Consider the following 23,730-nt stretch of genomic DNA (forward strand, 5'->3'; position numbering starts at 1 on the left):
TTTTATAGGTCTTGTGTGAATTAAACGAAATTCTACACAAAGTAATTTCAAAAATAATAAAAAATAGTGAATGACTTCTGACCAATTATAGCTAAACCCTTTGCATTAAATAGGCTCTTTCTTTCCGGTAAATAACAAAAACGTAAAGTGACAATACTGCTAAATGGAAGAGAGGGGCTAAAAGATCATGTTTAACGGGGATGGCGTTGACAATATACACCAAAGCGAATGAAATAGTGATATAGACGATTGCTGCCCTGATATTGTAAGGGATAGGATAGTGGCGCTGCCCCCAAATAAAACAAAAAATAGTCATGCCAAAATAGCATAGAAAGGCAGCAATACTGCTACCCATAAAACCGGCCAGTGGTATTAACAAATAATTCCCGGCAACGGTTATCACCACACCGATTAAGGTAATAATGGTTCCGTAATATGTTTTGTCGGTCAGTTTAAACCAGACACTCAAATTGTAGTAAACGCCCAGAAATAAATAGGCAAGCAACAACACAGGAACAATTTCAAGGCCTGTCCGAAATTCTTTCCCGATAAAGTATTTGAAAACATCCAGGTTAATGCTGATGCCAACAAGTACTATGCAACAAACGATAATGAAGAAGTGATTAATCTTGGCAAAAAGAGCCGGTGAGTTTTTATCGCTTGCATTAGAAAAGAAGAAAGGCTCTGCAGCGTAGCGAAACGCCTGGATACCCAAATTCATAAACACGGCAAACTTGTAGCATGCACCAAATACACCCATCGCATCTTCCCTCGTTTGTCCCTGATAGAAATCTTTAGGCAGCCACATGTCCAGCATCGTTCTGGAAAACATTTCGTTAACCATACCGGCAACACCCGTTAACATGACAGGGTACGCATAAGAAAACAGCTGAGGCGAAATTTGCTGGTCCCAGGCAGGTCGCCAGGCAGTCAGCGCTTTGATAAAGATAAGAATGAACAAGGCATTGGCCAGCAGGTTCGCTAAAATGACATATCCAACACCAATGGCAGGATCGTAAGCAATTTTTAAAAAGTAAAAATTAAGTGCAATGAGTAATAGTACATTGGCAATCTTGATAATGGCGAAGTGCAATCCTTTTTTCTCAAGGCGTAACCGGGCAAAAGGAATTGCAACCAAGGCATCAATGAGCATAAGCGAAGTGAGCCAGATAATATACTCGGGATGTTTCGGGATACCCAACGCAGTAGCAATGCTTTGAGCAAACATGATGAAAAGGACAGACAAAGATCCGCTGATGATGATAACCGTAGTTTGTGTGAGGTTAAAAATACGTTTTACATCTGCTTGTGCTTTTGTGGCAAAACGAAAGAAGGCAGTTTCCATCCCAAACATGTAAACGATATTGACAACAGCAACATAAGCGAAGAGTTTGGTGATCACCCCGTACTCAGCCTTGCTGAACATATTAATTGTATGAAGTGGCACTAATAAAAAGTTCAGTACCCTCGGCAGCATGCTACCGAGACCATAAAGAACTGTTTGGCCTGCAAGTTGTTTTAGTTTGCTCAATGGGTGGTTGTTCGTTGTTGTTTATTAGTTGTTGGTTATTTCGTTGTTCGTTGATCGTTGTTCGTTCCGTGATGGTTTAGGCGTTAAGCAAGTCTGCGATTAACGAATAACCAACAACGATCAACGACTTCAGCGACTACTCCCCTTTAAAATCGGCTGTACGTTTCTCCATGAATGCGCTTGTGCCTTCAATAAAATCTTTCGTAGTAAATAAATGACCAAAGCTATTTACTTCAGCTTCATAACCAGCTTTTTCAAAACTAAATCCGGCATTAACACTCTTGATCAATTCTGTAATAGCCAAAGGAGCTTTTTGAGCAACTTTGTTAAGCATTTTGATGGTGAGTTCCATGCCCTCTTGTTTGCTGGCAACCACATGGTTTACAAGTCCAAGCTCTTTGGCATCTTTAGCAACAAGCATATCACCCGTCATGGCTAGTTCCAGTGCTTTCGCCCGTCCTACCAATTGGGTAAGCCGTTGCGTGCCGCCATACCCAGGTATCAATCCCAGGTTGACTTCAGGTAGTCCAAATTTGGCATTTTCTGTAGCAATACGAATGTGGCAAGCCATGGCCAACTCACAACCACCGCCCAAGGCGAAACCATTGACAAGGGCCACTACAGGTTTTGGAAAATCTGCAATAAACTTGAATAATTGCTGTCCTTTCTGCGATAATTCGACAGCTTGTGCCTTTGTCAGGCTTGCCAGTTCCTTTATGTCTGCGCCAGCAACGAAGGCCTTTTCGCCCTCCCCAGTAATAACGACCCCCCTAGTGGAATGAAGTTTGCTTATAGAGGCAAGCGCATCCTTAAGTTCTGAAAGTACCTGTTGGTTCAGGGCATTCAAAGCGGAGGGTCTGTTGATGGTAATGGTGCTGATATTTCCTTCGTGACTAACGATTGTTAACATGTTGAAATGAGTTAAATTTGCTTTTTAATAATCTTTACAATGAGCCCAAATTTGAAGATTTTCTTGCGAAATGCGTCTTTACTTTTTGTTTTAATTCTTTCTGTTGAAGTTTCAGCGCAGAATTCCGCAGTAAATGGTAACTGGACAACCGGTTCAACCTGGTCAGGCGGGAATGTCCCTTCAGGTTGGACGACCATCAATGTAAACCACACTGTCACCAAAACCAGCGGGCATAATGTTGAAGGAACGCTCAATGTAAATTCGCCCAACGGAAAACTTACAATTAATGGAAATTTGGTAGTAACGGGAGGCTCTGTAGTAAATGTGTATGGCGAGCTGAACATCACTGGAAATCTTACACTGAATTCAAATTTTAACATATTCCCCGGAGGCAAGGTAATTGTTGACGGTTCAGTAACAATTGTCAGTGCTCAGTATCTGACAATAGGTACAGCTGCGGCACCTCCTGGTTATGCTGATATGGTTATCAAACAAAATTTAATATCACAGACCAGCGGAGATGTTACAATCAATCAAAATGGTCGTTTTGCAGTTTATGGAAATGTAACGAATGATACGGGGGGAGATACGGTGATAACAGTCAACCAGGGTGGCCAGGTTTATGTGCATGGAAGTATTAACTTAGTAGGAGGTGGCGATGACATTATTAACAACAACGCTACTGAACCTTTTGGCCTCTATGTAAATGGCAGTGTGAACTCATCAGGTGGAGGAAGTACCATTGATTCAAATGTAGGAGATCAGCAAGACTTGTTTGATACCAACCCAGATTTTGCTAATTGGATATCCACGCAATCCGGCAGTCCTCTACCTGTAGAATTAATATTCTTTAATGCGTTTCAACAGAATGGTTCCGTTGAGCTTACATGGGCGACAGCATCACAGCTTAACTTCGATTACTTTTCAGTAGAGCATTCTGCAGAGGGTTTACATTGGAATGAGGTAAAAAAGATTAAAGGAAAAGGCACTACTGAAAATAGAGATGAATACAATCTTAAAGCGATAAGATCATGGGTAGGCAATAATTATTATAGGCTTAAAATGGTGGATCTGGATGGTACTTTTGAATATTCGAAAGTATTAAAGGTTACCATAGAGGAGCCTATGCTTGTTTCCGTTTATCCCAACCCGATAAAACAATCTGATGTAGTTTCAGTTGAACTGAATTTTGTACCAAACGAAGGAGATCGTATTATCGTGTATAATGTTTACGGCACAGAACTCTTAAGTCTTCCGGTTTACATAACTAAAATTCAATTGCCGATTTCAGATTTTAAAAAGGGTGCATATGTCGTTAAATATAACGGTTTAAATTTTTCGAGATCATATAAAATACTTGTTCAGTAGACAGCTAGTTGTAATGATAAGTTCAATGATAATAAGTGACCCGAGGTTACTTATTTACCTGGAATCCGTATTAAACTTAACAAAATATAAGTTTCGACATTAAGTTCATAAAATCTTGTTTAAACTGGAGTAAAATTTGATTCACTTATATTCGGTATTTATTTATCAAGCCCCTAATCAAAAATGAAGCATTTTATCGCATTAACGGTGTGTCTATTGGCAGGTAAGGTTGCATTTTCTCAATTTACAGTAACCTCCTCTATTGGCGTCTCTCAGGAAAATTGGAATACAAGCGGTGCTTGGTCTTTTCCTGCAGGTTTTTCTGCTTTTGAAGGTTTCCCTAACAATGATTTTGATGAAGATGCATCAACTGCAGCATTTGCAGGGGATCATGGTCTTCATATCATAATAGATACTAACGATGATATAAAAATTCCCAATAACGTAGTAATCGATCTCAGCAATTCAGGAATTTCAACAATCACTTTACGGGCTGGCTCGGAACTGCACTTTGGTTCCAATGCACAGTTAATTTTACCTTCAGGGGCAAGGGTGATTTTTGAAACAGGGGCAGAGCTAATTGCCGACAATAACAGCTCGGGAACCTACCTAGAAGTTGGTGGCAACGGTGTTTGGGGCAGAGTGTGCGAACCTGTCTGCGATAATGGCACATTAACAGGCCCTGGAACAATTACTGAAAACTCAGATCCTGCGAATCCATTACCCGTTAAACTGACTTCATTTACTGTAGCATTGTTGGGTGATCATGTTACCCTGAACTGGTCTACAGCCACTCAGCTTAACTTCAGTCATTTTGAAGTAGAGCATTCAATAAATGCAGAAGCATGGTCAGCATTAGGATCTATACAAGGTGAGGGAACAACCAATGAGTTGAATGAATATACCTTTGACCACACTTATCCTCACAATGGTAAAAACTATTACAGATTGCGCATGGTAGATTTAGATGAGACATTCGAATATTCACCTATTGAATCTATAAACGTGAATGCTAAAAATGCCTTTACTGTGTCACCAAATCCGGCAAAAGGAGGCGTTATTAATTACGAAATGAACTTTGCACCAATGGAAGGCGATCAGTTGCTTGTGTATGACTTAATGGGTGGTTATGTTTTGTCAAGCACGGTGTCAATGTTTACTAAAGAGTTCACTTTGCCAAATTCATTGGCGAAAGGCACCTACCTAGTTCGTTATAAAGGACAAGCTGTTAATCAGGTAGTTCGTTTGATAATAGACTAATCGTTAAAAGACAAAGGCTTCGAATTTCGAAGCCTTTGTCTTTTAAGCACATGGCGTATGATTTGCAACACTTAACTTGTTATAAATAAGCAGGTAAATTCTTCAAAATATCTGCAGTCATTTTTTCTAAATCAAAAGCATGTTGCCAGCCCCAATCTTTACGGGCAGCGCTATCATCTAAAGATTTTGGCCATGAATCTGCAATGGCTTGTCTGAAGTCTGGATTATAAGTGATTGTAAAATCAGGGATATGTTTTTGAATAGCTTTCGCAATTTCAGCCGGACTGAAACTCATGGCAGAAACATTGTAGCTAGAACGGATTTTTACTTTTTCAGCAGGTGCTTCCATTAAATCAATCGTTGCTTTAACAGCATCATCCATATACATCATGGGTAAATAAGTGTTTTCACTTAAGAAGCACTCAAACTTTTTATCCGTAAGTGCTTTAATGAAAATATCTACAGCATAATCGGTTGTTCCTCCACCGGGTTTGGTTTTGTATCCGATTAAGCCAGGATAGCGCAAACTACGCACATCCACGCCTTGTTTTTGATGATACCATTCGCACCAGCGCTCTCCTGCCTGTTTAGTGATGCCGTAAATGGTAGTCGGATCCATAATGGTGTCCTGCGGTGTATTGTCTTTGGGTGTTGTAGGCCCGAAAGCAGCGATTGAGCTGGGCCAATAGACTTTGTCGAGTTTGTATTCCACAGCCGCATCTAACACATGAATGAGCCCGTCCATATTTAAATGCCAGGCGAATTTCGGATTCCGCTCGCCAGTAGCAGACAATACTGCTGCCAGGTGATAAACCTGGGTGATCTCATTTTTAGCGACAAAATCGAAAAGCTGCTTTTGCTTTAGTACATCCAGTATATCAAAATTGCCTTGTGTCAGTATACCACCTGGATCCTTAATGTCGGTGGCAATTACGTTTTCTTTTCCATAAATAGCCCATAGGCCTTGCGTAAGCTCTGAGCCCAGCTGGCCGCCAGCCCCTATAACCAGTATTTTATGTTTTTTCATGCTAAAGATTGTGGGCGCGAAATTACCAAAATTTATTAGTTGCCTACCATCTGTTAGCACTTACCTTTGTATGGTGACTTTCGAAGAATACTTAAGCGGTAAAAAGATAGATGCAAAGGCTTTTGAACAGGCCGAGAAGGAGCTTGTCAGTGACTGGCGTCAAGAGTTTGACCAGATGCATCCCAACAGTTTTACGGCTCAGAAACTTTTCCTGATTAACGGCATACGCAGACGCTTTCCCTTAAAAGTTGAGCTGGTAAATCAAGAAACGAATGATTCAAAACCAGTGGCAGCGCCAACACCTGCCAAGCCTAAACCCATCATGAGACCTAAAATTAATTAGAACCTATGTACGCTACGCTGAAACCTGTTTTAGAAAAAGAATTATCGGCCATACGCGAGGCCGGACTGTACAAAAAAGAAAGAATAATCACCTCTCCTCAAGGTGCCGACATAAAAACTGCAGATGGACGAGAAGTAATCAACTTTTGTGCAAATAATTACCTGGGCTTGTCATCTCACCCACGCATATTAGCTGCCGCAAAAAAGGCAATTGATACACATGGTTTTGGCATGTCGTCAGTTCGTTTTATCTGTGGCACGCAAGACATACACAAAGAGCTGGAAAAAAAGATAGCCGATTTTTTAGGCACTGAAGACACCATTTTATATGCTGCTGCTTTTGATGCCAACGGTGGCGTGTTTGAACCACTGCTGGGTGCAGAAGACGCGATTATTTCTGATGAATTGAACCATGCCTCTATTATTGATGGCGTTCGTTTATGCAAGGCCATGCGTTATCGCTACAAACATAATAACATGGAGGACCTTGAACAGCAATTGAAAGATGCACGCGCTGCAGGCGCCAAGCAAATATTAGTGGTAACAGATGGCGCTTTCTCCATGGATGGAACCATTGCACAATTAGATAAAATTTGTGATTTGGCAGATAAGTATCAAGCCTTGGTAATGACAGATGAGTGTCACTCATCTGGTTTTTTAGGTAAGACTGGTCGTGGTGTACCTGAACATTGTGGTGTAATGGGTAGGGTAGATATTATTACGGGCACACTGGGCAAAGCCTTAGGTGGTGCGTTAGGTGGTTTTACTTCTGGCCGTAAAGAAATTATTGAAATGCTACGCCAGCGCTCAAGACCTTATTTGTTTTCAAATACCCTGGCCCCCGCTATTGTAGGTGCATCTATTGAAGTGTTCAATATTTTATCAGAAACCACAGACCTTCGCGATAAACTGGAGCGAAATACAAAATACTTCCGCGAGGCAATGACCAAAGCTGGTTTTGACATTAAACCTGGTGTGCATCCGATTGTGCCCATTATGCTATATGAAGCACCGTTGGCACAAAAATTTGCTGAGCAATTATTAGAGAAAGGAATTTATGTAATTGGGTTCTTTTACCCGGTGGTTGCTAAAGGTCAGGCACGTATTCGCGTTCAGATTTCTGCAGCACATGACCAGCATCATTTAGATAAAGCTATTCAGGCATTTACGGAGGTTGGAAAAGAGTTAGGGGTAATTAAGTAAGGGTGGTAAAGAAAAAGGTGGTAAGTTTTAATTGACTGTGGACAATGGTCAATTGACAATTGAAGAATGTGTTTAAATGAAGTAGCTTGTCCAAAAGACTATATATTATTGAGCAACCTCATCAATTGATCATTGTCAACTTTCAACTAATAGCTAAATCTCGAACCTTTAGCTTCCACCCTCCAACTTCTAGCTTCGAACCTCGACCTTCGAATTCGCCAACACCTCTTCATAGTAAGCTTCGTACTGCGGAAGTATATTGGTGATATCAAACTCCTGTGCGCGTTTTAATGCGTTGGCTTTGAAAGTGGGTAGGTTGTTTTTATCTAAAATGATTAAAGCATTTTTAGTCATATCTTCCACATCACCAATATTGCTCATAAATCCTGTAACACCCTGCACATTTAATTCAGGTATACCTCCTGTATTGGTTGAGATAACGGGTACCTCGCAAGCCATGGCTTCCAGTGCAGCTAAACCGAAACTCTCTTTTTCAGAAGGCATTAAAAATAGATCAGCTACTGACAACACTTCTTCTACTGCTTCAAGTTTGCCCAAGAAACGCACATCATCGCAAATTTTTAACTCGCGGCATTTTTCTTCAGCTTCGTTTCGTTCAGGACCATCACCAATCATGAGGAGTTTGGATGGAACTACTTTGTGGATATTATAAAACACACTGATCACATCGGGAATACGCTTTACTTTTCTGAAGTTAGACGTGTGCACAATGAGCATTTCTCCGTTAGGGCAGATTGCTTTTTTGAAATGATCCTTCTTTTGCTTTTTGAATTTTTCCAAATCAATAAAATTTGGAATCACCCGGATGTCATTGGTAATGTCAAAGTGTTCGAGTGTTTCTTTTTTCAGATCTTCCGAAACAGCGGTAACACCCTCCGACTCATTAATACTAAACGTTACTACGGGCTCGTAGCTTGAGTCTTTACCCACCAGGGTTATATCTGTTCCGTGTAAGGTTGTAACTACTGGAATATAAATGCCTTGCTTACGAAGAATCTGCTTCGCCATATAAGCTGCAGAAGCGTGGGGGATTGCATAGTGCACATGTAGTAAATCTAATTTTTCATTTTTCACAACACTTACCATTTTACTGGCGAGTGCTAATTCATAAGGCGGATATTCAAACAGCGGATAGTTTCTGAAATTCACCTCGTGGTAAAAAAGGTTTTCGTTTAAGAAATCAAGGCGTTGCGGTTGAGAATATGTAATGAAATGAACTTCGTGACCTTCCTGTGCCAGTGCCTTACCTAATTCAGTGGCTACCACACCGCTACCCCCGAAAGTGGGATAACAAACAATACCTATTTTGATTTTTTTCACGGTTTCAGATTGGTTATGAGGGTTAAACCATTTTTATACCTGCTTAGTTTCGCTGAACAGAAAGATTTAAAGGCATTCCCTTGAAATTGAATATTGACTCGTAAACAACATCATGCATGCGTGTACGTATGTTCATATTCAAAAGTTTATTATTGGTCATATCTGGGTGTACACGGTTTGATAAGAATATGAAAACAAGATCATTATCCGGATCCACCCAAATGCAAGTACCGGTAAAACCTGTATGCCCAAAAGTACTGGCTGAAGCATATTTGGATGTGGGGCTGATGGCCTCATTTACAAAATCACGTTTGTCCCAACCTAAACCTCTTCTGCTATTGGCATACTGCTTCTTTGTAAATAAAGAGACGGTTTCAGGTTTGAAATAGTGTAAGCCAGCGTAAGTACCCCCATTAAGCCACAACTGCCCCAGTTTGGCAAGATCCATGGCTGTGCCAAATAAACCAGCATGACCGGCAACGCCACCGTGCATGGCAGCACCCTGATCATGGACATAACCTAACAACAAAGATTTGCGGAACAATCTATCTTTTTCTGTAGGTGCAATGCGTGATGGATCAAAATGAAGTCGTGGTAAATACCCTAAGGATGTTGCACCCAGGGGCTCATATAAATTTTGATGTAAAAAATCTTCCATCGGTTGGTTGAGTATGCGTTCTGCCAATCGCTGTAACATGTAAAAACCCATATCGCTATAACGATAGTCGTAAGGAGTACGCGCAGGTTTCTCTCTTATTTTAGATTTAATAATCCATTGCCAAAGACTATCCTTCATGGCTTGTGCAGCAAAAAGATTGTGCGTTACTTCAAAAGGAAAAAGCTCCGATCTTGTTGTCGCATAATAATCAGGCATGTGCAATGAATCCTTCATGGTTTGTGCCCAGAAGGGTAGAAAAGGCCAAAGCCCCGCCTGATGCGTGAGTATATCTTTGATGATAAAATCTTCTTTGTTGCTTCCTTTCAACTCTGGCAGATAAACGGATATTTTTTTATTGATGTCGATAAGTCCTTTTTCGTGTAGGAAGGCAGTTGTCTGCAAGGTAGCCGCAACTTTTGTTACGGAGGCCAGATCGTAGATGGTTTCTTCTGTTACTGGTATTTGGTTTTCATAAGTAAGCCAGCCAAAAGCTTTGTCATAAATTACCTTTCCTTTTCTGGCAACCAATACACGGCAACCAGGTGTAGCACCTGCATTGATGGCCTCATAAGCAATGTCTTTAATTTTTGATAAAGTGTTTTCATCAACACCAACCTCTTGCGGATTTGCATACCCTATTCGTCCAAGCGCTTGTGTGGTAATGCCATTTCCGGATGCATAAAATTCGGTAGTGATTGGTAAATGCCCAACAACAGGCAGGGCACCAAAAATTTGCTCTGCTGCAATTTCCTGCATGGCTTCACTTGCCTCGTAGGTGGCAAGCACAGCAGCAAAGTTTTCATCAGCAGGTATTAATTCGGGATTGCCCAGGTATACCAATATTACTTTTGTTTCAGGTTTAATTTTTTTAAGCTGATCGAGTGCCTGTGTTAACCACGATTCAGCAAAAGGAAAGATACCCGCAACAATGATGTCATAATCAGACAACTGTTGAAATACAATGCTGTCCTGCGGTAGTACTGCACAGTACTCATCTACATTTGTGTAACGAGCCAAATATTGATTGAAAGCATTATTGGCATTAATGCCAATGGAGATAGAAGCTATTTTTTTATTGTCGAGGATTTTAAGCGGAAGTAGTTTGTCTTTGTTGCTGATGAGCGCCACAGAAGCTTGTTGAATTTTATGTGTTAATATCCGGCCCTGTTCTTCTGAAAATGAATAAGTTTCAGCGGGATTGTTTTTGTCTATGACATCATACTTGGCACCTAAAATCTTTTTAACACTTTTATCCAATTGTAAAGCATAAACTTTTTCTTTGCGCACCAGCTTTTTAATTTTCCTTATGGCGAAGCCAATGTTTTCCGGATTGATCAGGATATCGTTTCCAGACTGAAAAGCAAATAACTCGGGTTCGCCCCAGCGAATTTTACCTTTAGAGAGTTTGATGTCAGGTACATTACTCATCAGCAAGCCTTCGTACGCAAATGATTTTTCTACTTGCGTATTGGTCAATAGATTGCTGATGGCACTGGGCACGAATTTCATTTTTTGCATGAGTGCTTTACGCTCAAAAGTAAGGGGAACGGTCTGCGATTTAGGCAACACGGCATCAGCACCTGAAGCCAACAGGTTTTTGTAAATTGTTTGTTGAGGATCATTGGCAGACTGCGCACTGTACTGTATGGGCCATTGCGAAGGAAAATCAGATAGGCCCGTGAGGATATTTTCTTCCCGTAAGGTCTTCATATAAAGTGCAAGACGTTTACTGATATGGTCAGCATCATTTCCCCAGAAATAGTATAAGGTGTCTTTTGCTCCTGACTTAGCTACTAATGCATTTGGCCCCATATTCAGGTTAATGCCAAGGTCTTTTAATTGATACGCAAGCCATTTTGTAGTAAGTATAAAGGCTGAATCAGGCAACGTACTTAAAATAAATGGCTTTGGAAATGAAAAAGTACTATCGAGTGTTTTTCCAGCGCCCCATTCTGCATCCAGTGCTACAAACAAGGGAATTTTACTTGCAGCCTGATATTGCTCAATGTTTTGTTTAACTACAGTAGAGGATCCTCGATGGATGATGATTCCGCCTAAATGGTGGTTCTTGAGCTCATTAAGAAAACGCTGCTGTACTTCCTCATTATACAAGTCGGCCTCCAGCATAAAAAGCTGGCCTATTTTTTCGTCTAAGCTAAGTTGTTGAAATACACTGTCTACCCACTGCTCCTTGCTTTGCCCCCAACCGGCAACGTAAATTGCAGAGAAGAGAATAAGGCCTAAAACTTTTTTTACCATCCGCCCGTTTTCGATTTGAATTGCCTTTTATTAACGTCAATTTTGTACAAGCTTGTATTTTAAGCCTGAAATCATAAATATACGATTAAGATGAAGTTTAGCGGACTATTTACGAAAACACCAGCGCATAAAAGGTTTAACTATACGCCACGACATTACGATCCGCGCGAAGAAGAGATGAAAGAGCGCCAGGAGCGTATCCGTAAGGAGTTGGAGGCAGGTTTACGCAAAGAAACCGAGGAGGATTTGCAGCTTCATCAATCGCGCATTAAAGGTTCCTTTCAGGCGGCCAGAAAAAGGTCTGTTCAAAAAACCGAACCTTCTGCAGCCGTATTGCGCACACTGATTACACTTTTCATTGTTATTGAATTGTGGGTGTACCTTCAGTATGGTAACATTGCATTGTACGGTGTGCTGATTATAATTCCCTTTTATCTTTTTTTAAAACTAAGAAACTTTAAACGATCCTGATTTTAAGCACCAGTTCTGACCATGCCGGATATTATACAGTTACTTCCTGATGCTATTGCCAACCAGATTGCTGCAGGTGAGGTGGTGCAGCGACCAGCATCTGCAGTGAAGGAGTTAATTGAAAATGCTATCGATGCAGAGGCTACCCACATTAAGCTGATTATTAAAGACGCAGGCAAAGCCTTGCTTCAAGTTATAGATAACGGAAAAGGCATGAGCGAAACGGATGCGCGCATGAGTTTGGAGCGACATGCCACCTCTAAAATCAGAAAAGCGGAAGATTTATTTACCCTGCACACCATGGGTTTCAGGGGTGAAGCGCTGGCTTCGATTGCCGCGGTATCTCAACTCGAAATAAAGACAAGACAAGCCACAGAAGAGTTAGGTACACTATTGGTAGTAGAAGCCTCTGAAGTAAAAAAGCAAGAGCCTGCAGCATGTGATAAAGGCACCAGTATCAGCGTAAAAAATCTCTTTTATAACATTCCAGCGCGTAGAAACTTCCTGAAATCTAATTCAGTAGAAGTAAAGCATATCGTTGACGAATTTCAACGTCTTGCCCTGGCATATCCTGATATTGCTTTTACGTATGTGAACAGTGATGATATTGAAATTGATGTAACAGCAGGAAAACTGAGTCAGCGCATCATTGCTTTGTTTGGCAAAAGCTACCAGCAGCAACTCGCACCTTGCGAAGAAGAAACAGATTACGTGAAAATTTCTGGTTATGTCGGCCGGCCAGAGTCTGCCAAGAAAACACGGGGCGAGCAATTTCTTTTTGTAAACAACCGTTTTATCAGAAGTAATTATTTGCACCATGCCGTAATGACGGCCTTCGAAGGTTTGCTGCCGGATAATAGTTTCCCTTTTTATGTTTTGTTTCTTACGCTCGACCCAAAGCATATCGATGTAAACGTACATCCCACCAAAACGGAAATTAAGTTTGATGATGAACGCTCAGTATACGGGGTGGTGCAAGCTGCGGTAAGGCAGGCATTGGGTGCACACAGCCTTAGACCCTCACTCGACTTTCAAAATGATCTGAATATTGTTGAAAAACTTTCTGCCCAGCACCTGGATAAGGATGTCTATTATAATGAAAGATTTCAGACACTTAACCAACGCACCAACCTTGAAAATTGGGAAAAACTTGTAGAAGGAGAATGGCTCAGTAAACAAAGTACACCTACCTACGAGCGGCCTGTTGATCAGCTGGCTATGTTGCAGCATGACCATACAACTCCAGAGCAGGGTGAGACCTTGCCAGAGGAGTCTGTTCTGTTTCAATGGCAAGGCAAATACATTGTAAGAACAGTAAAACCCGGTTTGATGTTTATTGACCAGCAAGCTGCGCACGAAAGAGTGCTTTTTGAGAAGTTTTTAAGCCAACTAAGAAATAAAACCGGGGAAAGTCAACAAAGTCTCTTTCCTCAAAATGTTCAGCTAAGTGCAGCAGATTTTGCCCTGATAATGGAAATGGAGCAAGAATTAAAGGCTTTGGGTTTTATGCTGGAGGTCTTTGGTAAGAACACCCTGTTGATTTCGGGCACACCTGCCCACCTGCCCACCGGTAGAGAAAAGCAACTCTTAGAAGGCTTGTTAGAGCAGTTTAAAATCAATCAGTCTGAGCTGTCAGTCCCTTTACAGGAAAATTTAGCCAGGGCTCTGGCAAAAAGAGCCTCTTTAAAAGCCGGACAAAAACTTATGATCGAGGAAATGCGTTCATTGGCTGATGCCTTGATGGTTTGTAAAACACCGAACTATACACCAGAAGGTTCACCAACATTCTTTATTTTTGAATCTGGTAAAATGGAAAGTTATTTTAAACGACAATAAGTTAAACTAAACATCACGGTTATGACGTGACCCGCTCTTGGATTAGAGCATGCCTGCAGCTTGATAAAACTGCCATGGCACTGTGAACCAATAAATACTTATGCTGAATCTGACACCGGTAGTCCGTAACATTATTATTCTGAATGTGATTGTATTTATCCTGCAAAACATGTTCAGGTCTTTACATGTAACCGAAATACTTTCTTTATGGAACGTGGGTACAGAAAATTTTCGACCCTACCAGCTGTTTTCGTACATGTTTGCACATGGTGGTTTTATGCACATCTTCTTTAATATGCTAAGTCTTGCCTTCACGGCACCTATCTTAGAAAATTACTGGGGAACCAAGCGCTTTTTACTGTTTTATCTGGTAACAGGTATTGGCGCTGGGGTATTTAACATTGCGATTGATTATTTCTTTCTGGACGGCAATTCCTTTGGCTACATGTTAGGAGCCTCTGGTGCTGTTTATGGTGTTTTAATGGGTTTTGGTATGATGTTCCCCAATATGGAAATCATGCTACTGATACCACCTATTCCAATTAAAGCCAAGTATCTTGTATTTGTACTGGGTGGAATGTCATTTTTACTGGACAGAAGTGGAGGAGTGGCGCACTTGGCACACTTAGGTGGTGTGGTATTTGCTTTTGCCATGATACAATACTGGCGAAGTCAGGGAGGAAGAGGAGGATATTTTTAGAAGCAGAGTTTTAGCAATTAGAAATACAATGTTGTTTAGTTAAGTTTCCGTACTCATCCTCTCCTTTGGAGATGACCGGAGGTGAGGCAATAAAAAAGACTTAACTAAACAACATTGAATTAGAAATAACAATTAGAGGAAACTTAAAGTGATTTTTAACGAATTTAAAAACGCCTTTCAGCGCAGTAATCATGCGCATGTCCAGTTGATCATCATTAACGTGGCGATCTTTCTTTTCATGGGTGTTATTTTTGTGTTTTCTCGTATAGCAGGTTTTGATGCTCTGTTTGAAGTGGTGTATGATCAGTTTACGATTCCGCCACAATTTGCGGAATTCTTAACCAGACCCTGGACGCTCTTCACTTACTCATTTGCGCATAGCCTCACCGATATTTTTCATATACTTTTTAATATGTTGGCTTTGTACTGGTTTGGCAGACTATTTATTGAGTATCTGGGTAGTGATAAACTGGTAGCATTATATGTTTTGGGTGGAATGGCGGGAGCTGTCTTTTACCTTGTCATGTTTAACACCATTCCGTATTTCATTGAAGCCTCTAACTTTAATGGAATGGTAGGTGCTTCAGCGGCAGTATATGCCATTATGGTAGCAGTGGCTACTTTGTTACCAGATTACACCTTCTTCCTTTTATTTCTGGGGCCGGTGAGAATAAAATACATTGTATTCTTTTACATAGTAATCTCTTTCATCGGATCTGTAGGTCCGAATGCTGGCGGTAATCTGGCCCACTTAGGCGGTGCCTTTATGGGCTTTGTGTACATGAAGCAATTACAAGCAGGTGTTAATTGGGGTTCGTGGATAACGGTAGTGATTGATTGGGTGCAGGATTTATTTCAACCCAGACCCAAAGTAAAAGTGAGCTATCGCAAAGAGGAGGCAGCCTTTACACAAAAGAAGAGCACCAAAACCACTAAAGCTGCTACCGAAAAGGGTAAGATATCTCAGGAAGAGATTGATGCAATCTTGGATAAGATATCCGATGGTGGCTACGAAAGCTTAACCAAAGAAGAAAAAGAAAAACTCTTCAACGCTTCAAAGAAGTAATGCTGTATTATTATGCTGGTACTTCATATTGTCCCAAGACATTCTTCTAAATTCTGCTTTCTGAATTCTATATTCTTCCCTATTTCATCGCCCCAAAATAAGCATGCAAAGCTTCCATAATATCTTCGGGATTCGTAGCATACTGTATAGTTCGGTAACGCTGATTAAATGAAGCCAGCAATTCGTAGTATTCTTCATCACTTAAATCATAATCCTTGGTAAATATTTCTTTTACTACCGGATCAGTAATTACCTGAATATAGGTTTGTGTTTTATTGCTTTCCTCCACATAGCGGTAAATCTTTCGCTTTTCTTTTTCTGTTTTCGAGAAATAGGTAAAAGGTGATTGCGCAGCCTGATAACCAGCCATTTTACGCGGAGCTGCTCGCGTACGATCAAGAATTTCGTTTGGATATAGGCGGGTTGCTTTAATGACTATTTCCTGAAGCATCTGCGTCTGTTCACGCATGCGGATGAATAGGGCATCCTCTTCCAGAAAAAGAGGCAACTCAATGGTTACATAACCCAGATAAGAAAAAACCAGCGTGTCAGCTGAGGTGGCTGTCAGTGTAAATAATCCGCTTTGATTGCTTACTGTGGCTTTAGCACTACCCTTTACGGCAACATAAACACCAGGCATACCAACCATCGTTACGGAATCCACAACAATACCCCTATAGCTTTGTTGGGCATTAAGGTTCAGACTTATAGTTATGAGTAGAAGGAAAAGTAAAAGTCTCACATTTAGTTTTTACGAAGATGCTTAGAGGCATCAAAAAGTTGTATCAATATAAATTGGTTTTAATCTTCTAGCCCCTAACCTCCAACTTATAGCCTCGAACCTCTATTTATTCGCCAACTGTCCGCAGGCTGCATCAATATCCTTACCCCTGCTAATGCGTATGCGGGTGGTAATGCCTTCAGCTTCCAGTATTTCCTGATACATGCGCAGCGACTCAGGTGTTGCCTGTTGAAACGCTGCATCATCAATAGAATTGTATTCGATCAGATTAACTTTACTCGGTATGATTTTGGCAAACTTTAATAGTGCCAAGGCATCTTCTTTTTTATCGTTGATGCCTCTCCACACTACATATTCGTAGGTCACCTTTCTTTTGGTTTTCTGGTACCAGTGTTTTAATGCATCGGCCAACTCTTCCAGTGGTGTGCTGTCGTTAATTGGCATAATGGACGATCGTGTTTCGTTGATGGCCGAATGCAGAGACACAGCAAGGTTAAACTTCACCTGATCGTCTGCTATCTTGCGTATCATTTTGGCTACACCTACAGTTGAAACCGTAATGCGTTTCCAGGCCATGCCTAATCCTTTCTGATCTGTAATTTTATGAATGGCATCCAATACATTATTGTAGTTGAGCAAAGGTTCCCCCATACCCATAAACACAATGTTGGTTAGCGGTCGGTTAAAAAATAATTCTGCTTGTTCTTTAATGGCTACCACCTGATCATAAATCTCATCAGGATTTAAATTACGCATGCGTTTTAAACGAGCGGTGGCACAAAATTTACAAGCTAAGCTGCAACCCACTTGCGATGAAACACAAGCTGTAATTCTTTTTTCTGTAGGGATTAATACCGATTCAACGATTAAACCATCGTGTAGCATAACAGCGTTTTTAATGGTGCCATCGGCACTGCGCTGCATTTTATCAACCTTGATGTGGTTGATAGAAAAATTTGTTTTTAACATTTCGCGCACAGGCAGCGAAAGGTTCGTCATCTGGTCAAAATCCTTGGCGGATTTATGCCATAGCCATTCGTATACCTGCTGGGCACGAAAAGCCTTTTCACCCTGTTCTGTAAAAAACTGCTTAAGCTCCTCTAGTTTTAGCTTCCGAATATCGCGCTTGCTTACCTCTACCATCCTGCAAAATTAGTAATTCGTAATCAATGTCGTTTAGTTAAGCTTCCCCTTTCATCCTCTCCCTCGGAGAGGATTGGAGGTGAGGCCATAAAACAGGCTTAACTAAACGATATTGAATTCGCGATCGAACATGCAACCCGCTGACTTTTTTAGCGAATTCTTTCAAAAACACGTACTTCACAAGGCCGGTTTACGTCACTAACGATAAGCTTGGCACTGGAAAGCTCTTCAACGTTATAACTGGCAATAATGGTTCTGGATTTTTTATCCAATAAATGCAAAGTGGTCCCATCATAGCGATATAAAAAGTTCTTTTCATTCACTTCTTTGCGCTTACCCAATAAGGTGGTGCTTTGTTCGCCCTTCATTTTGTCTTTAAACTCAATTACATCAGGGGTGCGCTTCTTCATGCTGTTAAAATCGCTCATGAGCTCATCCATATCTTCCGATTGCTCGGGATTGTCCAGCTTTTCGTCCATACAATTGCTTTGTTTCATCAATTGCCAGCGTCCTATGATGTTCTGTGCAGATAAACTAAAGCTGGCAAGGGTCAGGAATAGACATACAAGACTTTTCATAGCATTCAATTTTTATGAAGTTAGTCAAAATTCAGGCCAGCCTGTGTATCTTTTCGGCATGAAGCACTACTTTTTGGTTATTCTCCTGTTTGGTCTTTTAACAGCCTGTTCTAAAATCCCAAAAGAGGATGACAGGCTGCTCGAGAATTTGATGAAAAATCAGCCCGGCCAGTTTCAACACATCCTGGATAGTGCAGATTTTTACGAAGTTCAGATAATCTACACACAGGTAAACAGAGACCATGAAAATAAACCGGCTTTCAAAAGCTTTTATTTTAACTTGGACTCCAGCCAATACTTTTACCCCGCATCAACGGTTAAATTACCTGCCGTTTTACTGGCATTGGAAAAATTGAGATCACTCAACATTCAACACCTTGATAAATATACCCCCATGTTGCACGACAGTGTTTACAGCGGGCAAAGTACGGTACACACCGATACCACCTCGGCCAATAACATGGCTTCGGTAGCGCATTACGCAAAAAAGATTTTGGTCGTTAGTGATAACGATGCCTACAATCGCTTGTACGAATTTATTGGTCAGGAAAATTTTAACACTGAACTCCATAAAAAAGGATATGGCGATACAAGAATTTTACATCGACTCGAAAGGGCACTATCGCCCGATGAAAATGCACATACTGAAGCCATTCGTTTTTTCCAAAAACATGGTGTAGTGTATGAGCAAGCCATGTTGGTGAATGAAAATCCTTACGTATCCAGTACTCCCATCTTAAAGGGTAAGGGTTTTATCAAGAATGACACGCTTGTATCAGCACCTTTTGATTTTACCTATAAAAATTTCTTTCCCTTAGACGAACAACAGCGCATGTTGAAGTCAATTATCTTTCCGGAGTCAGTGTCATCAGCGAGTCGTTTTAATATTCCCGAAGAAGATCGCTTATTTGTCTTGCAGCACATGTCGCAATTACCAACGGAAACAACGTACCCACCTTACTATCAAGAGCCTGATTTGTATACCGATGCGTATTGTAAGTTTTTAATGTTTGGTGGAAAGGGTGTAGTGCCGAAAAACATCAGGGTGTTCAATAAGGTAGGCGATGCTTATGGTTATTTGATTGATAATGCCTACATCGTTGATTTTGAAAATAACATCGAATTTATGTTAAGTGCAGTCATCCATGTGAACAAAGACGGTATCTATAACGATGGCAAATACGAATACGAAAGTGTCGGCCAGCCCTTTTTAAAAAACCTGGGTAATCTTATTTATGATTATGAATTGTTGAGAAACAGAGAGCATCAGCCTGATGTAAGTGCCTTTAAATTTGAGTACGAAAGAAAGAGATAATTAAAAACAGTATTTAACCATATGCAAAAGACTAACGCCATTGTCATCACCGGAGGATATTTAGATACAAGTAATGCTAAAACTGCCCACGGGCTCATCAGGGGAACAGATCGTTTTAATATTGTAGGTATTATTGACCATAAGCATCCGGGTAAAGATGCAGGCGAGATCTTAGATAAAAAGAAAAGAAACATTCCGGTTTTTGCTACCATGGCCGATGCCCTGCATGCAAGCAAAGAACCTGTAAAGTATTGTGTGATTGGGGTAGCAACTAAGGGTGGTGTTATACCTGAAACATTGCGCGTCATGATCAAGGAAGCCTTGGAGCTTAACCTGAGCATTGTAAATGGTTTGCACGATTATGTATCGGAGCATGAAGAGTTGGCGACTCTTGCCAAACAAAGAGAGCTGGAAATCATTGACGTACGCAAGCCTAAAAAATTCAAAGACCTTCATTTCTGGTCAGGTAAAATTGTGGAAGCCAAATGTCCCAAGGTGGCAGTGCTGGGTACTGATTGTGCCATGGGTAAGCGCACCACCACACGCTTTTTAGTAGAGATGATGCGCAAGGCTGGTTACAAAGCAGAAATGATTTATACAGGGCAAACCGGGTGGATGCAAGGTGCCAAACATGGTTTCATTTTCGACTCTACACTTAACGATTTTATTTCGGGTGAAATGGAGCATGCTGTATGGTCTTGCTACCAGGAAGAAAAACCCGATATCATTTTTATTGAAGGTCAATCTTCCTTGCGTAATCCGAGTGGGCCTGCAGGTGCTGAGTGGATCGTATCGGCTGAAGCAAAGGCCGTTGTGCTACAACATAGCCCAATACGCAAACAATATAAAGACATGGAGTTTTATCCGGCTTATCTCCCTTCTTTAAAAGATGAAGTAAGCTTAATAAAAATGTATGGCGCAGATACCATCGCCATCACGATCAATACAGCCAAGATGACTACAGAGGAGGCAAGAAAATATGCTGTCTCTTACGAACAAGAATTAAATATTCCGGCCATTCTTCCTTTGGAAGATGGGCTGGAGGCATTGCTCCCTGCCTTTGAAAAATTAATAAAAGAATCAAAAAAGTAATTGAAACTTCAATCGCAAAAAGCATGAGTACTAAAATCAAGCATATCAAAGTATGGAGCGTAGACTTGGGTAACCAAAGACCGTATACAATTGCATTCAAAACTGTAGACGAAGTTAAAAACGCCTTTGTCGAAATTACACTGGCAAACGGTCTCACAGGTTTGGGCTCGGGCAATCCTAGCGAATATGTGGTGGGCGAAAACCTGAAGCAAACGCTGGAAGCCTTAAACGAAAATAATCTTGATTTTTTAATCGGACGCGATATCCGAGAACTTAATCAACTCACTTTTGAGGTATGGCAGCGTTTCCCTAAAAACCCAGGCGCCCGGGCAGCCCTTGATATTGCACTGCATGATGCCTTCACAAAATTCTTAGGTATTCCATTGGTTCAATATTTTGGACAAAAAATAAAGGCAATGCCAACCTCAAACACCATTGGCATTAAAAACGTGGAAGCTACCCTGGTAGAAGCCGAGGAGTTTGTCGGAAAAGGATTTAAAATATTAAAAGTAAAACTAGGTAAGGATCCGGCAGAAGACATTGAGCGCATGGTAAAACTGCGTGAACGTTTTGGTAATAACATCGTCATTCGCATTGATGCCAACCAGGGATACAATGTGCAACAGACCATAGACTTTTACCACAAAACAAAACATCTCAACATAGAATTGATAGAGCAACCTTTGCCGGCCAGGGCTATTGCTGAAATGAAGAGTTTGCCAGATGAGATAAAAGAAATCGTGGCTGCAGATGAATCATTGATCAGCCCTAAAGATGCTCTCGAATTGGTGAAACCACCCAGGGCAAGTGGTATATTCAATATTAAATTAATGAAGTGTGGTGGCCCAAGTCAGGGTTTAAAAATTGCTGACATTGCCCTGCAATCAGGTGTTGATTTATTCTGGGGTTGTAATGATGAAAGTGCAGTAAGTATAACTGCTGCTTTACATACAGCTTTTGCATGTTCAAACACAAAATACATCGACCTGGATGGAAGTCTCGATCTTGCGCAAGATATTGTAAAAGGAGGATTTATTTTGAAAGATGGTGTGATGTCTTGCACTGATAAACCGGGCTTAGGTGTTGAATTGATTTAGCATTATAAAAAGTTGATTTACCATAATTGACAATAGGCAAGAAACAATTGACAAAGCTCAGCGTAAGCAATAAAGGTGGATTGATGTTGTTAATGCTAATTAACATCTCTGCCATTGGTGTTGTATTAAACACCAATGGCAGAGAGAATTAATATCATATTTTATACTTCTTTTTAGTTATCCGACTTCAAGGCTTTTTCTACGCCAATGTTACTGAAAGCAAAAGAGAAATCGAGTCGTATTTCAGGATAGCTAACTGTTTTGTCATTAAACTTTTGCGAGTGAATGCTTCCATCCAGTTTAATAGCCACACTTGGTATAGGGCGGTAAACGACACCAAGGGACGGCTTCAGAAACTTTCCGTCATCAGCGAGTCCGGCTTCGTCATCGCCACCAAAATCTTTGTTTTGTATCACCTCCGGATGACTCATCCAGTCAAGAAATACATAAGGCACAAATTGACCAACATCCGTTTGTACATCATATCCTAAGCGTAAATACCAGGTTTGAACATTAAAAGATGTTGTGGTAACAACGTCAGCAGTAGTCAGTGAACCATTGGGTGTAGAAGCATTAGCTCCCAAAAAACGTTCACGTTGGTTTTGGTTGATGTCTGCGTTATTAACCAAAATCAAAACATTGTTTGGATCTCGCTCAGCATTATGCTTTGAGTTATAGAATTCAGCTTGTAATAAAAATTTTCCAAGTTGCTTCTCAACATACAAACCAACTATGGTAAAATTATCACCGGCCATCCAAGGAAGCACACCGCCCTGCGGTGATCCAGCGCCCAAGCCAACAGTGGAAATTGTTTTCTCTCCATTGATACTTGATGAATAACCAGAGGTGCCAACAATGATTGATTGCGTAAATGATTTATAGCGCAAGTCCCAACCCAAAGCGAATAACTTTTGAGCAGGACCTCCCTCTCCATTATCAGTCATCAGTGCATATGATATAGAACGTTTTCCATTATTGAAATTCCCATGAATCATAAAATTGGTGGTGCGTTCTAAGAAGAGGTGGTCTGTATCTAACATTTCGGGCGGTTCAATTCCGATAAACGTGGGCACTTGGTCAAGCCTTTCATTGTAAAGTCCAAACTTCCGGTACATTTTTCCAATTCTAATCTGAAAGGCATCCTTCACTAAAAAATTTCCCCAGGCATTTCGTACTTCAACTAAGCCATCGTTATGCGCCAGGTTGAATAGAAAAGCAATGTTCTTGGATAGATTACCCTGGCCATAAATATGAAAATTTCGTACAGGTGTCCATTCTGTAGGATCATTCCTTCTTATTGTTTCGATTCCGTTTAGCGAAGGATAACTAAATGTTTTTTGAAGATTAGAGTTGATGTATCCGTACAAGTAAAAATTTTTGTCGACCAAATCTAGGCTGAGGAGGTCTTCAAGACTCATGTCAAATAGATCGGTAGGGGTTGCAACCAAGGGTTCTTGCTGGGCGAATCCAAGGGTTGAGCAAAAAGCAAAAAGGGAGGCAATCAATAACTTTCTCATACATTTCGAGGGTTTAAAATGATTCGGTAAGTAAAGAATGAAATCACTGACTATACTATAAAACCAGTAGACAGCGGGTTGGGATATAAGAAAGTTAGCCGATTTTAATTACAAGTCAAGGCTCAAAAGACATGGGTACATTGAATTGGTTATACCTACGTAAGTATTTTTACTTAGAAAAAAATTTAATGTTTACTTGTTCTCCGGGTGCGTAATTCAGAAAATATTTGCTTTTTCATTTACAAATACGGTAAAGTCAATTAATCGCACCAGA

Annotated in this window: 20 protein-coding genes; 11 read left to right on the forward strand and 9 right to left on the reverse strand. The window is 40.7% G+C overall.

Going from position 1 to position 23,730, the window contains the following annotated elements:
* Positions 1–91: 91 nt before the first annotated feature.
* Together ACO1XM_RS18600 and ACO1XM_RS18605 are read right to left on the reverse strand one after the other, a co-directional pair.
* Entirely contained in the window at positions 92–1,531 is a 1,440-nt protein-coding gene (locus tag ACO1XM_RS18600; RefSeq protein WP_486231804.1) for a lipopolysaccharide biosynthesis protein, read from the reverse strand.
* A 136-nt stretch (positions 1,532–1,667) separates the two neighbouring features.
* Complete coding sequence (locus ACO1XM_RS18605; protein ID WP_486231806.1) at positions 1,668–2,441, reverse strand: enoyl-CoA hydratase/isomerase family protein; 774 nt, start codon at positions 2,439–2,441, stop codon at positions 1,668–1,670.
* A gap of 39 nt (positions 2,442–2,480) precedes the next feature.
* Here ACO1XM_RS18605 and ACO1XM_RS18610 point away from each other — a divergent pair, with 39 nt between their 5' ends.
* A complete protein-coding gene (locus ACO1XM_RS18610) occupies positions 2,481–3,809 on the forward strand; it encodes a T9SS type A sorting domain-containing protein (protein ID WP_486231808.1) in 1,329 nt (442 codons plus the stop codon).
* A 183-nt stretch (positions 3,810–3,992) separates the two neighbouring features.
* On the forward strand, positions 3,993–5,069 hold the full coding sequence (locus ACO1XM_RS18615) for a T9SS type A sorting domain-containing protein (protein ID WP_486231810.1): 1,077 nt from the start codon (positions 3,993–3,995) through the stop codon (positions 5,067–5,069).
* A 79-nt stretch (positions 5,070–5,148) separates the two neighbouring features.
* On the opposite strand, the gene ACO1XM_RS18620 is transcribed toward ACO1XM_RS18615, so the two are convergent.
* Entirely contained in the window at positions 5,149–6,096 is a 948-nt protein-coding gene (locus tag ACO1XM_RS18620; protein WP_486231812.1) for an L-threonine 3-dehydrogenase, read from the reverse strand.
* Positions 6,097–6,166: 70 nt separating this feature from the next.
* Between ACO1XM_RS18620 and ACO1XM_RS18625 the strand changes: the two genes are divergently transcribed.
* Together ACO1XM_RS18625 and kbl are read left to right on the forward strand one after the other, a co-directional pair.
* Positions 6,167–6,439: a hypothetical protein gene (locus ACO1XM_RS18625; RefSeq protein WP_486231813.1), complete on the forward strand. Its 273-nt coding sequence runs from the start codon at positions 6,167–6,169 to the stop codon at positions 6,437–6,439.
* 5 nt (positions 6,440–6,444) lie between these two features.
* The gene (kbl, locus tag ACO1XM_RS18630) at positions 6,445–7,641 is read left to right on the forward strand and encodes a glycine C-acetyltransferase (RefSeq protein WP_486231815.1); all 1,197 of its coding nucleotides are present in this window, start codon (positions 6,445–6,447) and stop codon (positions 7,639–7,641) included.
* Between the two features lie 189 nt (positions 7,642–7,830).
* Here kbl and bshA read toward each other — a convergent pair whose 3' ends face one another.
* Together bshA and ACO1XM_RS18640 are read right to left on the reverse strand one after the other, a co-directional pair.
* Positions 7,831–8,973, reverse strand: coding sequence for an N-acetyl-alpha-D-glucosaminyl L-malate synthase BshA (gene bshA / locus ACO1XM_RS18635; protein ID WP_486231972.1), 1,143 nt, complete (start codon positions 8,971–8,973; stop codon positions 7,831–7,833).
* 52 nt (positions 8,974–9,025) lie between these two features.
* Entirely contained in the window at positions 9,026–11,899 is a 2,874-nt protein-coding gene (locus ACO1XM_RS18640; protein ID WP_486231817.1) for a serine hydrolase, read from the reverse strand.
* Positions 11,900–11,989: 90 nt separating this feature from the next.
* Here ACO1XM_RS18640 and ACO1XM_RS18645 point away from each other — a divergent pair, with 90 nt between their 5' ends.
* The 4 genes from ACO1XM_RS18645 to ACO1XM_RS18660 all read left to right on the forward strand — a co-directional run bounded on the left by ACO1XM_RS18645 (position 11,990) and on the right by ACO1XM_RS18660 (position 15,972).
* On the forward strand, positions 11,990–12,370 hold the full coding sequence (locus ACO1XM_RS18645; protein ID WP_486231819.1) for a hypothetical protein: 381 nt from the start codon (positions 11,990–11,992) through the stop codon (positions 12,368–12,370).
* A 21-nt stretch (positions 12,371–12,391) separates the two neighbouring features.
* On the forward strand, positions 12,392–14,206 hold the full coding sequence (gene mutL, locus ACO1XM_RS18650; protein WP_486231821.1) for a DNA mismatch repair endonuclease MutL: 1,815 nt from the start codon (positions 12,392–12,394) through the stop codon (positions 14,204–14,206).
* A gap of 100 nt (positions 14,207–14,306) precedes the next feature.
* The gene (locus ACO1XM_RS18655; RefSeq protein WP_486231823.1) at positions 14,307–14,906 is read left to right on the forward strand and encodes a rhomboid family intramembrane serine protease; all 600 of its coding nucleotides are present in this window, start codon (positions 14,307–14,309) and stop codon (positions 14,904–14,906) included.
* Positions 14,907–15,054: 148 nt separating this feature from the next.
* On the forward strand, positions 15,055–15,972 hold the full coding sequence (locus ACO1XM_RS18660) for a rhomboid family intramembrane serine protease (RefSeq protein ID WP_486231825.1): 918 nt from the start codon (positions 15,055–15,057) through the stop codon (positions 15,970–15,972).
* Positions 15,973–16,051: 79 nt separating this feature from the next.
* Here ACO1XM_RS18660 and ACO1XM_RS18665 read toward each other — a convergent pair whose 3' ends face one another.
* The 3 genes from ACO1XM_RS18665 to ACO1XM_RS18675 all read right to left on the reverse strand — a co-directional run bounded on the left by ACO1XM_RS18665 (position 16,052) and on the right by ACO1XM_RS18675 (position 18,435).
* Positions 16,052–16,714, reverse strand: coding sequence for a carboxypeptidase-like regulatory domain-containing protein (locus ACO1XM_RS18665; protein ID WP_486231827.1), 663 nt, complete (start codon positions 16,712–16,714; stop codon positions 16,052–16,054).
* A gap of 102 nt (positions 16,715–16,816) precedes the next feature.
* Complete coding sequence (gene rlmN, locus ACO1XM_RS18670) at positions 16,817–17,857, reverse strand: dual-specificity RNA methyltransferase RlmN (protein WP_486231829.1); 1,041 nt, start codon at positions 17,855–17,857, stop codon at positions 16,817–16,819.
* Positions 17,858–18,006: 149 nt separating this feature from the next.
* Positions 18,007–18,435, reverse strand: coding sequence for a hypothetical protein (locus ACO1XM_RS18675; protein ID WP_486231831.1), 429 nt, complete (start codon positions 18,433–18,435; stop codon positions 18,007–18,009).
* A gap of 58 nt (positions 18,436–18,493) precedes the next feature.
* On the opposite strand from ACO1XM_RS18675, the gene ACO1XM_RS18680 reads away from it, so the two are divergent.
* The 3 genes from ACO1XM_RS18680 to ACO1XM_RS18690 are packed head-to-tail and all read left to right on the forward strand — an operon-like array spanning position 18,494 to position 21,939.
* On the forward strand, positions 18,494–19,750 hold the full coding sequence (locus ACO1XM_RS18680) for a serine hydrolase (RefSeq protein ID WP_486231833.1): 1,257 nt from the start codon (positions 18,494–18,496) through the stop codon (positions 19,748–19,750).
* Between the two features lie 21 nt (positions 19,751–19,771).
* Positions 19,772–20,842: an N-acetyltransferase DgcN family protein gene (locus tag ACO1XM_RS18685; protein WP_486231835.1), complete on the forward strand. Its 1,071-nt coding sequence runs from the start codon at positions 19,772–19,774 to the stop codon at positions 20,840–20,842.
* A gap of 23 nt (positions 20,843–20,865) precedes the next feature.
* Positions 20,866–21,939, forward strand: a complete 1,074-nt coding sequence (locus tag ACO1XM_RS18690; RefSeq protein WP_486231837.1) for a mandelate racemase/muconate lactonizing enzyme family protein — start codon at positions 20,866–20,868, stop codon at positions 21,937–21,939.
* A gap of 173 nt (positions 21,940–22,112) precedes the next feature.
* Here the strand turns inward: ACO1XM_RS18690 and ACO1XM_RS18695 are convergent, their stop codons facing one another.
* Positions 22,113–23,456, reverse strand: a complete 1,344-nt coding sequence (locus ACO1XM_RS18695; RefSeq protein WP_486231839.1) for a hypothetical protein — start codon at positions 23,454–23,456, stop codon at positions 22,113–22,115.
* Between the last annotated feature and the right edge of the window lie 274 nt (positions 23,457–23,730).

It is taken from the genome of Chryseotalea sp., from assembly GCF_057350905.1.